At 45.6% G+C, this 14071-nt stretch carries 15 protein-coding genes; 14 read left to right on the top strand and 1 reads right to left on the bottom strand.

Translation table 11 applies throughout. The annotated features are described in order from the left end of the window. Positions 1–12 precede the first annotated feature (12 nt). The 9 genes from mutL (at position 13) to ACMXYU_RS13335 (ending at position 9610) form a co-directional block, all read left to right on the top strand. Positions 13–1887, top strand: a complete 1875-nt coding sequence (gene mutL, locus ACMXYU_RS13375) for a DNA mismatch repair endonuclease MutL (protein WP_415899064.1) — start codon at positions 13–15, stop codon at positions 1885–1887. Between the two features lie 37 nt (positions 1888–1924). Continuing rightward, a complete protein-coding gene (gene miaA / locus ACMXYU_RS13370; protein ID WP_415901127.1) occupies positions 1925–2830 on the top strand; it encodes a tRNA (adenosine(37)-N6)-dimethylallyltransferase MiaA in 906 nt (301 codons plus the stop codon). A 125-nt stretch (positions 2831–2955) separates the two neighbouring features. After that, positions 2956–3198, top strand: a complete 243-nt coding sequence (gene hfq / locus ACMXYU_RS13365; protein ID WP_007022969.1) for an RNA chaperone Hfq — start codon at positions 2956–2958, stop codon at positions 3196–3198. A 6-nt stretch (positions 3199–3204) separates the two neighbouring features. Then, on the top strand, positions 3205–4509 hold the full coding sequence (hflX, locus tag ACMXYU_RS13360; protein WP_415899063.1) for a ribosome rescue GTPase HflX: 1305 nt from the start codon (positions 3205–3207) through the stop codon (positions 4507–4509). A gap of 133 nt (positions 4510–4642) precedes the next feature. Next, entirely contained in the window at positions 4643–5842 is a 1200-nt protein-coding gene (gene hflK, locus ACMXYU_RS13355) for an FtsH protease activity modulator HflK (RefSeq protein WP_415899062.1), read from the top strand. Then, a complete protein-coding gene (hflC, locus tag ACMXYU_RS13350; RefSeq protein WP_415892370.1) occupies positions 5842–6714 on the top strand; it encodes a protease modulator HflC in 873 nt (290 codons plus the stop codon). The genes hflK and hflC overlap by 1 nt, the downstream gene beginning before the upstream one ends. A gap of 132 nt (positions 6715–6846) precedes the next feature. Next, entirely contained in the window at positions 6847–7044 is a 198-nt protein-coding gene (locus ACMXYU_RS13345; protein ID WP_415892369.1) for a DUF2065 domain-containing protein, read from the top strand. A 51-nt stretch (positions 7045–7095) separates the two neighbouring features. Continuing rightward, on the top strand, positions 7096–8271 hold the full coding sequence (locus ACMXYU_RS13340) for an ATP phosphoribosyltransferase regulatory subunit (RefSeq protein ID WP_415899061.1): 1176 nt from the start codon (positions 7096–7098) through the stop codon (positions 8269–8271). A 43-nt stretch (positions 8272–8314) separates the two neighbouring features. Continuing rightward, positions 8315–9610 carry an adenylosuccinate synthase gene (locus ACMXYU_RS13335; RefSeq protein ID WP_415882226.1) on the top strand — a complete coding sequence of 432 codons (1296 nt, stop codon included), beginning with the start codon at positions 8315–8317 and terminating at the stop codon, positions 9608–9610. A gap of 93 nt (positions 9611–9703) precedes the next feature. On the opposite strand, the gene ACMXYU_RS13330 is transcribed toward ACMXYU_RS13335, so the two are convergent. Continuing rightward, the gene (locus ACMXYU_RS13330) at positions 9704–10516 is read right to left on the bottom strand and encodes an inositol monophosphatase family protein (RefSeq protein ID WP_415899060.1); all 813 of its coding nucleotides are present in this window, start codon (positions 10514–10516) and stop codon (positions 9704–9706) included. A gap of 137 nt (positions 10517–10653) precedes the next feature. Between ACMXYU_RS13330 and ACMXYU_RS13325 the strand changes: the two genes are divergently transcribed. From ACMXYU_RS13325 to iscA, 5 genes are all read left to right on the top strand, one after another. Beyond that, on the top strand, positions 10654–11400 hold the full coding sequence (locus ACMXYU_RS13325) for an RNA methyltransferase (protein ID WP_415899059.1): 747 nt from the start codon (positions 10654–10656) through the stop codon (positions 11398–11400). 151 nt (positions 11401–11551) lie between these two features. After that, positions 11552–12049, top strand: coding sequence for a Fe-S cluster assembly transcriptional regulator IscR (gene iscR / locus ACMXYU_RS13320; protein ID WP_415889106.1), 498 nt, complete (start codon positions 11552–11554; stop codon positions 12047–12049). Positions 12050–12068: 19 nt separating this feature from the next. After that, entirely contained in the window at positions 12069–13283 is a 1215-nt protein-coding gene (locus ACMXYU_RS13315; protein ID WP_415899058.1) for an IscS subfamily cysteine desulfurase, read from the top strand. 29 nt (positions 13284–13312) lie between these two features. Next, the gene (gene iscU, locus ACMXYU_RS13310; RefSeq protein WP_415885601.1) at positions 13313–13696 is read left to right on the top strand and encodes a Fe-S cluster assembly scaffold IscU; all 384 of its coding nucleotides are present in this window, start codon (positions 13313–13315) and stop codon (positions 13694–13696) included. A gap of 34 nt (positions 13697–13730) precedes the next feature. Further along, complete coding sequence (gene iscA / locus ACMXYU_RS13305) at positions 13731–14057, top strand: iron-sulfur cluster assembly protein IscA (protein ID WP_415882221.1); 327 nt, start codon at positions 13731–13733, stop codon at positions 14055–14057. Positions 14058–14071 lie beyond the last annotated feature (14 nt).

Genomic DNA, 14071 nt, shown 5'->3' with positions numbered 1-14071 from the left:
AAAGGTAGATTAATGTCACGTATACAGCTTTTATCGCCGCGTTTGGCCAACCAAATTGCGGCGGGTGAAGTAGTTGAGCGCCCAGCTTCTGTTATCAAAGAGATTCTTGAAAATAGTTTGGATGCGGGAGCAGATAAAATCGACGTCGATGTTGAGCAGGGTGGTGTTAAGCTCATGCGCATCCGTGATAATGGCTTTGGCATTGAAAAAGATGATCTTTCTCTCGCACTTAGTCGACATGCTACTTCAAAAATCAAAGTGCTAGAAGACTTAGAGGCCGTTGGTAGTCTTGGCTTTCGTGGCGAGGCGCTAGCCAGTATTAGCTCGGTATCACGTTTGACCTTGACCTCGAGACAGGCTGAGCAAGATAACGCTTGGCAGGTGCAAACGGAAGGGCGGGATATGGAGGCTCAACTTGAGCCGGCTGCCCATCCACAAGGCACAACGGTTGAAGTGAAAGATCTGTTTTTTAATACCCCAGCGCGTCGGAAATTTCTAAAAACGGAAAAAACTGAATTTCGCCATCTTGATGAGGTGGTAAAGCGCCTTGCATTAAGCCGCTTCGATGTTGCCTTTCAGTTGCGCCATAACGGCAAGGTTATCCATCAGCTTCGACAGGCGGATAGTGAATTAGAACAGGAACGTCGTGTTGCCAGTATCTGTGGTTCAGCGTTTATTGATAACGCTTTAAAAGCAGATGTGGTTGCCGAAGCATCGGGTCTACGTTTATGGGGTTGGGTTGGATTGCCTACTTTTTCTCGTAGTCAGGCTGATCTGCAGTACTTCTTTGTAAATGGTCGAATGATTCGAGATAAAGTTGTTACGCACGCTGTAAGACAGGCTTATGCAGATGTGCTTTATCACGGTCGCCATCCAGCTTATGTGCTGTATCTTGAGCTTGATCCTGCATTGGTTGATGTTAACGTGCATCCGACTAAGCATGAGGTACGCTTCCGCGAGAGTCGTTTAGTTCATGATTTCTTATTCCGGACTCTGCACCGTTTGATTGCGGATATGCGCCCGCAAGATCAGATACCGGAAGGCTCCGCGCCTGCAGTTGCTGAGTTACAGACTCAACAACAGCCAGTACAACAGAATTTCGAACAAAATCGCATGGCGTTTAGATCTGGCGTTAATAGTTCAGGTGGCAATGGTTACGTTGCACCTGCTTATCAGCCAACATCAACGCCCTCTGGGCCTCAGATTCAAGAGCAGATCAGTGGCTATGCCGCGCTTCACCCTCAGCCTGCAACAACAGTCGATATTGGTGTGTCTGCTGAATCTGAGGTAGAGCATGAGCAATGCCCACCAATGGGATACGCGATCGCTCAGTTACATGGGGTGTACATTCTTGCTCAAAATGACCAAGGCTTAATAGTGGTAGATATGCATGCGGCCCATGAACGTATCGTCTATGAACGCATGAAACAGTCTTTTGAACAGGATGTTGTACGCTCTCAACCGCTCTTGGTACCTATGAGTCTTGCAGTAAGTCAACGGGAAGCGGATTGTGCTGATGAGCAGGCAAATACGTTTAAGCGCTTAGGCTTTGAGTTAGCGCGCATGGGCGAAGAAACGATTGTTGTTCGCCAAGTACCGGTTTCTTTGGCTAAAGGCAATATCGAGCAACTGATCCGTGATGTGCTTTCAGATATGTTGGTATATGGCGAAAGTAAGCGTATAGAGCAACATATCAATGAATTGTTGGGGACCATGGCGTGTCATGGGGCGGTTAGAGCAAATCGCCAATTAACTTTGCCAGAGATGAATGCCTTGTTAAGGGATATGGAGCAAACCGAGCGCAGTGGTCAGTGTAACCATGGTCGACCAACTTGGAGTCAGATGAGCATGGCTGATCTTGATAAATTATTTATGCGTGGCCAGTAGGAGCAATTTAGTGAGTAATCTACCCGTCGTTTTTTTAATGGGGCCTACTGCGTCTGGTAAAACGGATCTCGCGATGAAGCTTTACGATCATATGCCTTGCGAGATCGTTAGTGTTGATTCAGCTATGATCTACAAAGGCATGGATATAGGGACTGCGAAGCCTGATCACGAAACGCTGGCTAGATATCCGCATCGCCTAATTGATATTTGTGACCCTTCCGAAGCCTATTCGGCTGCAGAATTTCGTATGGATGCGCTCAAGCAGATTGAGGAAATTCGGTCAGCGGGTAAAGTGCCAATTTTGACCGGTGGAACTATGCTCTATTTCCATGCGTTGAAAAATGGCTTAGCGAATCTACCAGAGGCCGATGCAGCGGTTCGTGAAAGGCTGCTACAGGAGGCTGAAGCTGAAGGTTGGGTTGCTATGCATGCTCGATTGGCTGAAGTTGATCCTGAATCGGCTAAGCGACTTAACCCTAATGATGCTCAGAGACTTCAACGTGCCCTAGAGGTATATGAAATTACTGGCCGTTCTATGACGGATCTGTGGGCCGAGCAGGAAAAGCAAAAGCCCGATTTTCCGATTGTCTCTCTGGCAGTGATGCCGCAAGAGCGTTCTGAACTGCATGATCGCATTGCTCGTCGTTTTGATATCATGCTTGAGCAAGGTTTTGTCGATGAAGTAAGGACGCTTTGGAATCGAGGTGATTTAGACCTGCAGATGCCATCTGTGCGCTGTGTTGGTTATCGCCAAGTATGGGAATATTTTGCCGGAACTTGGGATTATGACACGATGAAATTTAAAGGTGTTGTAGCTACAAGGCAGCTCGCAAAAAGGCAGGTTACGTGGCTAAGAAGTTGGGAAAACCTTAATTGGATTGACACTCACGACACAAATCTCTTGCAGAATGCCTTGAAATTCATTGAAGGTAGCATTATATAATGTCAGGCTAGACAGTAAAAAGCTGTAAAATAAGGCGTTTAAGCGGCAAAAGCAGTAAATTTAAGAGCCGTCAGCCATACTATAACGAAAAAATTATAAAATTTTCCTCGGGAAGGAGTTTGCAAATGTCAAAAGGGCAATCATTACAAGACCCTTATTTGAATGCGCTACGTAAAGAGCGTATTCCTGTGTCTATTTTCTTAGTTAATGGTATTAAACTGCAGGGCCAGATCGAGTCTTTCGATCAGTTTGTTATTCTGCTTAAAAATACTGTTAGTCAGATGGTTTATAAACATGCCATCTCAACTGTTGTTCCTGCGCGCCCGGTTAAACTGCCTGCAGCAGACGAAGCAAAAGCAGAGGACTAATAATCATTGTTCTTTGAACGTCCTAAAAGTGGCGAACGTGCCATTTTGATTCATATGAATCTGGCCGCTGAGGCCGATCAAGAAAGTCCTAAAGAGCTCGAAGAACTAGCCCTATCTGCAGGTGCAGACCCAGTCGAATTTTTGACTGGGTCTCTTTCTCATCCTAATCCGAAGTTTTTTATTGGTCAGGGAAAGCTAGATGAATTGCGCGAGCTAGTTAATCTGCATAATGCGCAATTAGTGATCTTTAACCATGCTTTAAGTCCTGCTCAAGAGCGTAATATCGAACGAGAGATACAAAGTAGGGTGCTTGATCGTACAGGCCTTATTTTGGATATCTTTGCTCAGCGCGCGCGAACCCATGAAGGTAAACTTCAAGTTGAACTAGCCCAGCTTGATCATATGTCGACCCGTCTTGTACGTGGTTGGACTCACCTTGAACGTCAAAAAGGTGGTATCGGTCTACGTGGTCCGGGTGAAACTCAGCTAGAAACCGACAGGCGTTTACTTCGTGCTCGGATGAAATCTATCCACAAGCGCTTAGAAAAGGTTCGCAAGCAGCGAGAGCAAGGTAGGCGTTCGCGTAAACGCGCTGAAGTACCTACTTTATCGCTGGTGGGTTATACCAACGCAGGTAAATCTACGTTGTTCAACTCGCTGACGACTTCTGAGGTTTATGCAGCAGACCAATTATTCGCAACACTAGACCCAACGTTGCGTCGGATTGAAGTCGAAGATATTGGTCAGGCTATTCTGGCAGATACTGTAGGCTTTATTCGTCATCTTCCACATAAGCTGGTGGAAGCATTTCGCGCGACCTTGCAAGAAACCATAGAGGCGACATTGTTGCTTCATGTCATCGATGCTCATGATGATGACCGTCATGACCATGTTGCTGAAGTAGAAAACGTACTAGCTGAAATTGGTGCGGATGAAGTGCCAGTTTTAGAGGTTTATAACAAGATTGATCTGATCGAAGGGCGCAAGCCTCGTATCGATCGTGATGAAGAGGGTAAGCCTAGTCGAGTATGGTTATCCGCAGTCACGGGCGAAGGGCATGATCTGCTGTTTCAAGCGGTTAATGAGCTGCTTGCAGATGATGTATTTCATGATAACGTGTGTCTGGAACCGCAAGAAGGTCAGTTTAGAGCTAAATTGTATGAGAGCGGTGCCGTACTTTCTGAACAAGTAGATGAAAAAGGATCTATTATTTTGGAAGTGCGTATACAGAAAAAAGACATGCTACAGCTGTTGAGCCGATTGGGAATGGAACGTGATCGTTGTTTTCCTGTCGAAGTTAATCCTTGGTAAGGATTCAGCCTGTCGAGTAAAAAGTTTCAAAACCTCGATTTTAGTTAATTGAGGGGTAATATCTGGCGAATAATATTTTTCGCTGATATATGTTTTAATCTACCTAACATGTTGTTTTTATACGGAGTGACGTATGGCTTGGAATGAGCCTGGTGGTAACGGTGATAATAAGGACCCTTGGGGTGGCGGTAATAACAATAACCGCGGGGGTAATAAAGGTGGTGGTGATCAGGGGCCCCCTGATCTAGATGAAGCGCTACGTAAACTGCAGGATAAATTGAACGGCATCTTCGGTGGTGGTCAAAAATCCAGCGGCTATGGCGGTGATGGTGGTGGCTCTTCCTCCTCCTCTGGTTCTGGCTTCTTCTTTATCGTACTTTTGATTGCTGCTCTAGGTTGGGCTGGTATGGGCTTTTATACCGTTGACCAACAAGAGCGTGGTGTAGTGCTACGACTTGGTAAGTTCAGCGAAACCGTAGGTCCAGGTCTGCAGTGGAATCCACCTATGATCGATGTGGTTGAGATTGTTAACACAACTCGTCTACGTACTCGTGATCATCGTGCTCTAATGCTGACCAAAGATGAGAATATCGTCGATATCGAAATGACGGTTCAGTATCTGATCTCTGATGCCAAAGGGTTTACGCTGACTGTACGTGATCCTGAATCCAGTCTGTCACACGCAGCTGAATCGGCTCTTCGTCATGTGGTTGGTTCTACTGACATGCACTCTATCTTGACACAAGGTCGTGAAACTTTGTCGGTTCAAGTTCAGGATCGTATCCAGAACTACATGACTGAGTACGGTACAGGTCTTCAGATTTCTAAAGTGAACATCAAAGAAGCAAAAGCTCCTAACCAGGTGCAAGATGCATTCGATGACGTGATCAAGGCACGAGAAGATGAGGTTCGTGTTAAGAACGAAGCGGAATCCTACGCCAACGGTATTATCCCTGAAGCGCGTGGTCTAGCGCAGCGTATGCTTGAAGAGGCAAGCGCTTACCAAGAGCAAGTTGTTGCTCGCTCAGAGGGTGATGCGAAACGTTTCACTGCTTTGTTAACAGAGTATGAAAAAGCACCTGAAGTGACGCGTGAGCGTCTATACCTAGATACTATGCAGGAAGTTCTCTCTCAGAACCCTAAAGTGCTAGTTGATGTGGAAGGTGGAAATAACATGATGTACCTACCGCTGGATAAGATTATGCAAAATCGTCCAGTAACAGGTGATAGTAATCGCTCAGTGCGACTAGATAGTCAGAGCCTGCGTGAGGTTACTGATCAAGTAGTTGATCAGCTACGTCAGCGTCAAGGTAGTCGTCGGGAGGGTCGATAATGCAGTCTAAATCACTATTTTTCATAATCATTTTTGCTGTATTAGTGCTGGTTGGTCAGAGCTCTCTTTACATCGTAAAAGAAACTGAACGTGCAGTATTGCTTAAGTTTGGTGAGGTGTCTGACGCCGATGTAGGTCCAGGTCTTCACTTTAAGATTCCAATTGTAAACAAAGTGCGTAAGTTCGATTCACGTATTTTGACATTGGATGCGCGCCCTCAGGCTTACCTTACACTTGAGAAGAAGCGTCTGATCGTAGACTCTTTCGTGAAATGGCGTGTTAAAGATGTGCAGAAATACTACACAGCGACTTCGGGTGATGAGTTTAACGCCGCAAACCTTCTGTCACAGCGTGTTGATGCTGCGCTGCGTAACCAGTTTGGTGCGCGTACGGTAACTGAAGTGGTATCTGGCGAGCGTGAAGAGCTTATGCGTAAGCTAATCAGCGAGATTAGCCCCGTAGTTATCGACAAGCTGGGTGTTGAGGTTGTTGATGTCCGTGTAAAACGAATCGATCTTCCTCAGGAAGTATCTGAGTCTGTATATGATCGTATGCGTACCGAGCGTGAGCGTGAGGCTCGTGAGCTTCGTTCTCGTGGTAAAGAGCTAGCGGAAGGTATCCGAGCGGATGCAGATCGTCAGAAGACGGTTATTGAAGCGGAAGCTTACCGTGAATCAGAAGAGATTCGTGGTGAAGGTGATGCCGTAGCTGCTAAAAACTACGCTGAAGCATACTCTGCAAACCCAGAATTTTACTCTTTCTACCGTAGCTTGCAGGCATATCGTGAGTCTTTCGGTCAGAGTGGTGACGTTCTAGTACTTAAGCCAGATAGTGACTTCTTTAAATATTTGGGAGCACCGAAAGCCGAGTAACAACGGCTGGCGTAAAAATGTACAAAAAAATGGATCAGGGGAAGGCATTCCTCTGATTCCGTGGTAGAATAGCAAAACCGGGTTAAAGCCCGGTTTTTTTGTGGCAATTGGATTGTATAGGCTGAAGTAAGCATGTCATCCGAACTACTGCATTCACTCGCTGTTGGTTTTTGCTTGATGCTAATTTTAGAAGGGGTTATTCCTTTTCTTTATCCGCAGCGCTGGCGTAATTTGGTGCAACAGCTTTCGATGATCAGTGATCGGTCACTACGCCTGATAGGTTTAGTGAGTATGCTGTTGGGTCTAGTTGCGCTTTATATAGTGAATTAAAGCCGAGTCGCTACTGATCGGCGTGTTGTTTTATAAGATACGGAGTACCGCATGGCATTGGCAGATCGTTGGCTGCTACCGGAAGGTGTACAAGAATTACTTCCACCGCAGGCTCGTCGCGTTGAGGTTTTACGCAGACGTTTATTGGATCTGTATGAGCATTGGGGCTATGAGCAGGTTATGCCTCCTGTAATGGAGCATTTAGAATCTTTGCTTACAGGTGTAGGTCATGATCTTGATCTGAATACTGTAAAAGTAACTGATCAAATTAGTGGTCATACCCTAGGCTTCCGCGCTGATATTACACCTCAGGTTGCACGTATTGACGCGCATCGTCTACGTGAGTCTGGTGCTACTCGTCTATGTTACTGTGGTTCAGTTGTGCATGCGTTGCCAACTCAGCCACTAGCTTCTCGTAACCCACTGCAGTTGGGTGCCGAGCTCTATGGTCACTCTGGTATTGAGAGTGATGTAGAGGTGATCTCCCTGATGGTTGAAACCATGCATGCAGCGGGAGTTGATCGTGATCTTAGTATTGATCTAGGCCATGTTGGCGTGTTTTCTGGTTTGATGGAAATGATCCAGCTGTCCGCTGACGACAAAGAGCAGTATTTGGATATTCTGCAGCGTAAGGCGCTACCAGAGCTCCAGTTGTTCGTAGAACAGCTAGATCTAGACGATACAAGTAAATCTTTCTTGGCAGCGTTGCCATCATTGAACGGTGGTAGCGATGTTTTAGCTCGAGCGCGTGAGCTGTTCGCGTCTGCGCCAGCGCAAGTGCTTGAAGCTATTGATTATTTGCAGCAGTTAGCAGAGCGTATTGCTTTGCGTTTCCCGCAGTTAGATCAGTATTTTGATCTGAGTGAATTGCGTGGATACAACTACCACACAGGCGTGGTTTTTGCTGCTTATACACCTGAATTTGGTCAAGCTATTGCAAAAGGTGGCCGTTACGATGAGATCGGTCGAGATTTCGGTCGTGCGCGTCCAGCTACGGGCTTTAGTGCTGATCTTAAAACGTTGGTTGAGCTTTCTTCTGTTGTTCTTGATGAAAAACAGATCGTTCTAGCGCCAGCGGAAGAGAGTGCAGAACTATTGGCTAAAGTAAGTCAGCTGCGCTCTGAAGGTGTAAAAGTTATCTATGCGTTACCGGGCGCTGAACCGGCAAAAGAGTGTACTGCTCAGTTAGTACAACGTGATGGAGAATGGGTCGTTAGCGGCCTGTGATCAGTAAAAAATTTTATTCTTAAGTAATCTCAAGTAGGCAACAATGGGCAAAAACGTAGTTGTTCTGGGTACCCAGTGGGGTGATGAAGGTAAAGGCAAGATCGTAGATCTGCTTACGGATCAGGCTTCTGCAGTGGCGCGCTTTCAGGGCGGTCACAATGCGGGTCACACGCTGGTTATTGATGGCGAAAAAACAGTTTTGCACCTGATTCCTTCAGGTATTTTGCGCGACAATGTCGTGTGCATGATTGGTAACGGTGTAGTGCTTTCTCCAGAAGCATTGCTGAAAGAGATTAAAGGTTTGGAAGAGGCGGATGTGCCAGTACGCGAACGTTTGCGTTTGAGCCCTTCTTGCCCACTTATCTTGCCATACCATATTGCGATGGACCAAGCGCGTGAAGTTGCGCGTGGTAAAGCTAAGATTGGTACCACAGGCCGTGGTATAGGTCCTGCTTATGAAGATAAAGTGGCTCGCCGCGGTCTTCGTTTGGCTGATCTTCTAGATAAAGAGCGCTTTGCAGAAAAACTGAAAGAAGTTATCGAATACTATAACTTCCAGTTGGTTGAGTATTACAAGGTTGACGCTGTTGATTACCAAACAGTTCTAGACGAAGCATTGGCTATGGGTGAAGAGCTTGCGCCAATGGTTGCTGATGTAACTTCAATGCTTCATGATCTGCGTAAGCAGGGCAAGAACATCATGTTTGAAGGTGCTCAGGGTTCATTGCTAGATATCGACCACGGTACTTACCCTTACGTAACTTCTTCAAACACAACTGCCGGTGGTACATCTACGGGTAGTGGTTTTGGCCCTCTATACCTAGATTACATTCTGGGTATCACTAAAGCGTATACAACACGTGTAGGTGGCGGTCCTTTCCCAACAGAACTTCATTGTGAAGTGGGCGAAGGTTTGGCTGAACGTGGTCATGAGTTCGGTTCTACTACAGGTCGTGCGCGTCGTTGTGGTTGGTTTGACGCTGTTGCAGTTAAGCATGCTATCCAGATCAACTCAATCTCAGGCTTGTGCTTAACTAAGCTAGACGTACTTGATGGTATGGAAGAGATTCGTATCTGTGTAGGTTATAAAGACTCTGCAGGTAATGTGGTTGATTCTTTAAGCGGTAGCGAAGACTACGAAGCAGTAACGCCAGTATACGAGACTATGTCTGGTTGGGCTGGCTCTACTGTTGGTGCTAAGTCTATGGATGAACTACCTGCTGAAGCGGTAGCGTACATCAAGCGTTTGGAAGAGTTAGTTGAAGCGCCTGTGGATATTATCTCTACTGGTCCAGACCGTATCGAGACTATTGTATTGCGTAACCCTTACGAAGCGTAAAAATTAGGCAGGTACAAAAAAACCGGCTGATGCCGGTTTTTTTGTGCGTAAAAAAGCCATCCTGTGGATGGCTTTTTGGCGTTATTTTATCGTTTATTTTAACTCTTCAGTTAAAGAAGATTGTAAGCCCTTTAAGATAGCTTTAAACATCTTAGGGTTGCCGGCAATTAAGCTGCCGCTCTGGCGGAAATCGTTTCCACCCATAAAGTCACCCACAAGGCCGCCTGCTTCTTGTACTAATAATAGGCCAGCTTCCATTTCCCAAGGGTTAAGGCCGATTTGGTAGAAACCATCAATGCGACCAGCTGCTGTGTATGCAAGATTCAACGCCGGGGAGCCGCCATTATAGATAGTGCCGCCAGTTAGCGTCATATCGCGGAATATGTTTAGGTAGGCTTCTAAGTGTGCTTTATCGCTTGGGCGATTGAAGAAACCTGTACCGATCAAAGATCCTTCGACAGTTTTGTGATTACTAACACGTAGGCGTTTGCCGTTTAGTTGAGCTCCGTCGCCGCGGCTTGCAGTGAACTCTTCACCGGTAATTGGGTTCAGGATAAGGGCGTGTTCAGTGCGGCCATTCTGCTGGCCCGCCATGCTAATTGCAAAAACTGGCAAACCATTGGAGAAGTTTGAAATGCTGTCGATAGGGTTGATCGTCCAGCAGAATTCAGGTCCATCGCTCAGAGGTGCGTGTTCGCCTGTGTATTCACCCACGATTTTGTGATTTGGATAAGCTTTTTGAATAGTGTGAACAATGCTCAGCTCTGCCTTCTTGCATGTGTCGCTTAGAAGCTTAGCTACATCAGATTGTTCGGATTTAACCAAATCCAGACGCTCAACGGCGCGGACGATCTGCTCGCCTGCAACGCGTGCTGCGCGCAGTGCAATATTAACCATGGGTTGCATTTGTTAGGAACCTGAAGAATATTCGGGAAAATTAAAAAAGTATTATACCTGAGGATAGGGGATGCTGTGAATAAGTGGCTCAATTGTTTACAGCTCTGTTAGAATACTCGCCTTCATTTATTGTGGTGGCAAGGTCTATGTCTGCAAATATTCGCATTGTTCTCGTTAATACAACTCATCCAGGTAATATTGGCGGTGTGGCGAGGGCTATGAAAAATATGGCTTTGGGGGAGTTGCATTTAGTAGCGCCTAAAAAGTTTCCTCATGTGAATGCAGAATCAAGAGCGGCAGGGGCTACTGATCTCCTTGAGAGCGCTGTTATTCATGACACGCTTGAAGAAGCGATTGCAGATTGTCAGATCGTTGTTGGAACCAGTGCTAGAGGTCGTCATATCCCTTGGCCGGTGGTTGATCCTCGCGAGTTGGCAGCTATTGTTCAGCCAATTGCGGTGGATAAGAAAATTGCGATTGTATTTGGTCGTGAAGATCGTGGTTTGACCAATGAAGAGCTACACCTCTGCCAATATCACGTACATATACCTTCCAATCCTGATTTTAGTTCGTTGAACCTCGCGGCTGCGGTGCAGGTTATTACCTACGAATTGCGAATGGCTTCCATTTACGCTCAAGAGATTGAGCAGCATAAACCTCAATGGGGTACGGACTGGGATATAGAGCTTGCTGATAGTGCTGATCTTGAGCGTTTGTTCAAGCACTTGGAAGAAACACTTATAGATATTGATTTCTTAGATCCTGAAAATCCTCGTCAATTAATGCCAAGGCTGCGGAGGCTTTATCTACGGGCTATGCCGGATAAAGTGGAGGTTAACGTATTAAGAGGTATTTTGACGGCTACACAAAAGAACTCTAATGCTAAAGATTGATCCTTAAGCGTTCGGTTGTGAATATTTCGTGTTAGAATTCGCGCGATAAAGAATATAAAGACCTACAATAATAGTAGGGTATTTAGTTGACCTTTTTAGTCGGGTATTGCATAATGCCACGCAAATGCTATTGCGCGTGAAGGCGGAAATTATGCGATTAACAACTAAAGGGCGTTATGCCGTTACAGCGATGCTGGATCTGGCTCTTCATGAAGGTAAAGGGCCGATTAGTTTGGCTGATATCTCTGAAAGGCAGGGTATTTCATTGTCATACCTAGAGCAGCTTTTTGCTAAGCTGCGCCGTAACGAACTTGTTCGTAGTGTTCGTGGGCCAGGTGGTGGTTATCAACTAAATCGTGAACAAGCGGGCATCAATGTTGCTCAAGTTATTGATGCTGTGAATGAATCAGTAGATGCAACTGGATGCAATCGTCAAGGTGATTGTCAGGGTGGCGAAAAATGTCTAACCCACCACCTTTGGTGCGATTTAAGTGACCAAATTCACGCATTTTTAAGCGGAATTACGTTGGCAGACCTAGTTGTAAGAAAAGATGTTCAGGTTACATCCGAGCGTCAGGATCGAATCCAAATGGATCAGGTTCTGATCGGCGCGGAAAACCTAAACTGCAGTGAAAAAGCGATCGTTTAAACGCGCTTGGAGAGAATGAATGAAAACACCGATTTATCTGGATTATTCTGCAACTACCCCAGTTGATCCTAGGGTTGCTGAAAAGATGACTGAGTGCCTGACAATGGATGGCAACTTTGGTAATCCAGCTTCACGCTCACATCTCTTTGGCTGGAAAGCGGAAGAAGCAGTTGAGACTGCTCGCCGTCAGGTCGCTGATCTTATTAATGCTGATCCGCGTGAGATTGTTTGGACTTCAGGTGCAACCGAGTCAAACAATTTGGCTATTAAAGGTGCTGCTCATTTCTATCAGAAGAAAGGCAAACATATCATCACGTCTAAAATTGAGCATAAAGCCGTTTTGGATACGTGCCGTCAGCTAGAGCGTGAAGGTTTTGAGATCACTTACCTAACGCCAAATTCTGATGGTTTGATTGAGCCGCAAGCTGTAGCTGAAGCGATTCGTGAAGACACGATTGTTATTTCGCTTATGCATGTTAACAACGAAGTGGGTACGATCACTGATATCGAAGCAATTGGTGAACTTACTCGTTCTAAAGGTATTATTTTCCACGTTGATGCTGCTCAGAGTGCGGGCAAAATTGAGATCGATCTAGGTAAAGCTAAGGTTGATTTGCTATCAATCTCTGCGCACAAGATGTACGGGCCGAAAGGTATTGGTGCGTTATTTGTTCGCCGTAAGCCGCGTGTACGCCTTGAAGCTCAAATTCATGGCGGTGGTCATGAGCGTGGTATGCGTTCTGGTACTCTACCAACTCACCAAATTGTAGGTATGGGTGAAGCAGCTCGTATTTGTAAAGAAGATCTTGCAAAAGATACAGCGCACATTATTGCTCTGCGTGATCGTTTCTTAGCAGGTATGGGGGAAATGGAAGAGGTTTACCTAAATGGCTCTAAAGAGCAGCGTATTCCAGGTAACCTGAATATTAGTTTTGCTTTTGTTGAAGGTGAGTCTTTATTGATGTCGCTGAAAGATCTAGCGGTTTCCTCTGGTTCAGCTTGTACATCTGCTAGTTTAGAGCCTTCTTATGTTCTGCGTGCGTTAGGTTTGAACGATGAGCTGGCACACAGTTCTATTCGTTTCTCTTTCGGTCGTTTCACTACTGAAGAAGAAGTGGATTATGCTGCTGCTCAAATTCAAGATGCAGTTAGCAAATTACGTGAGCTCTCACCTCTGTGGGATATGTTTAAAGACGGTGTCGATTTGAGCAAGGTTGAGTGGGTACATCACTAATCTGGCACTAAGAGTATTTGGAGGTCGTCATGGCTTATAGTGAGAAAGTTATTGATCATTACGAAAACCCTCGTAATGTCGGCAAAATGAATGATAAAGATGGTAACGTTGGTACAGGTATGGTTGGAGCGCCTGCTTGTGGTGATGTTATGCGTTTGCAGATTAAAGTAAGTGATGAAGGTATTATCGAAGATGCTAAATTCAAAACTTACGGTTGCGGTTCTGCAATTGCATCTAGCTCGCTAGTTACAGAGTGGGTTAAAGGCATGTCCCTTGAGGAGGCTGCTGAGCTTAAAAATACTGCTATCGCTGAAGAGTTAGCGCTACCGCCAGTGAAAATTCACTGTTCAGTATTAGCCGAAGATGCAATTAAAGCTGCTGTTGCAGACTACAAAGAAAAACAAGACAAATAAGTATCCACTTATTTGTTGGGAGAGCTAGACGTTTATGGCAATTACCATGACTGATGCTGCAGCAGATCATGTTGCGCGCTACCTAGAGAAACGCGGTCACGGCGAAGGTATTCGCTTGGGTGTGCGTACTTCAGGTTGTTCCGGTATGGCTTATGTTCTTGAATTTGTTGATGAAGTAAATTCTGAAGATGAAATTTTCAAGGGCCCGCAAGACGTTAAGATTGTGATAGATCCAAAAAGTCTATTGTATCTTGATGGTACTGAGCTGGATTTTGTGAAAGAGGGACTAAACGAAGGGTTTAAGTTTAACAACCCTAATGTCTCTAGCGAATGTGGTTGCGGCGAAAGCTTTAACGTCTAATTCTTCTTGGCAGA

Origin of the sequence: Neptuniibacter sp. QD48_11 (assembly GCF_047778095.1) — a bacterium.
Taxonomy (GTDB): Bacteria; Pseudomonadota; Gammaproteobacteria; order Pseudomonadales; family Balneatricaceae; genus Neptuniibacter.
Note: the sequence above shows the minus strand (reverse complement) of the source record. Positions and strands in the feature narration are given on the sequence as shown.

Excerpts from the sequence above, each read along its gene's own strand:
- hfq (WP_007022969.1), top strand. The coding sequence starts at position 2,956 with ATGTCAAAAGGGCAATCATTACAAGACCCTTATTTGAATGCGCTACGT.
- ACMXYU_RS13340 (WP_415899061.1), top strand. The coding sequence starts at position 7,096 with ATGGCATTGGCAGATCGTTGGCTGCTACCGGAAGGTGTACAAGAATTA.
- ACMXYU_RS13330 (WP_415899060.1), bottom strand. The coding sequence starts at position 10,516 with ATGCAACCCATGGTTAATATTGCACTGCGCGCAGCACGCGTTGCAGGC.
- iscR (WP_415889106.1), top strand. The coding sequence starts at position 11,552 with ATGCGATTAACAACTAAAGGGCGTTATGCCGTTACAGCGATGCTGGAT.
- ACMXYU_RS13345 (WP_415892369.1), top strand. The coding sequence starts at position 6,847 with ATGTCATCCGAACTACTGCATTCACTCGCTGTTGGTTTTTGCTTGATG.
- iscA (WP_415882221.1), top strand. The coding sequence starts at position 13,731 with ATGGCAATTACCATGACTGATGCTGCAGCAGATCATGTTGCGCGCTAC.
- ACMXYU_RS13325 (WP_415899059.1), top strand. The coding sequence starts at position 10,654 with ATGTCTGCAAATATTCGCATTGTTCTCGTTAATACAACTCATCCAGGT.
- hflK (WP_415899062.1), top strand. The coding sequence starts at position 4,643 with ATGGCTTGGAATGAGCCTGGTGGTAACGGTGATAATAAGGACCCTTGG.
- miaA (WP_415901127.1), top strand. The coding sequence starts at position 1,925 with ATGGGGCCTACTGCGTCTGGTAAAACGGATCTCGCGATGAAGCTTTAC.
- hflC (WP_415892370.1), top strand. The coding sequence starts at position 5,842 with ATGCAGTCTAAATCACTATTTTTCATAATCATTTTTGCTGTATTAGTG.
- ACMXYU_RS13315 (WP_415899058.1), top strand. The coding sequence starts at position 12,069 with ATGAAAACACCGATTTATCTGGATTATTCTGCAACTACCCCAGTTGAT.
- ACMXYU_RS13335 (WP_415882226.1), top strand. The coding sequence starts at position 8,315 with ATGGGCAAAAACGTAGTTGTTCTGGGTACCCAGTGGGGTGATGAAGGT.
- mutL (WP_415899064.1), top strand. The coding sequence starts at position 13 with ATGTCACGTATACAGCTTTTATCGCCGCGTTTGGCCAACCAAATTGCG.
- iscU (WP_415885601.1), top strand. The coding sequence starts at position 13,313 with ATGGCTTATAGTGAGAAAGTTATTGATCATTACGAAAACCCTCGTAAT.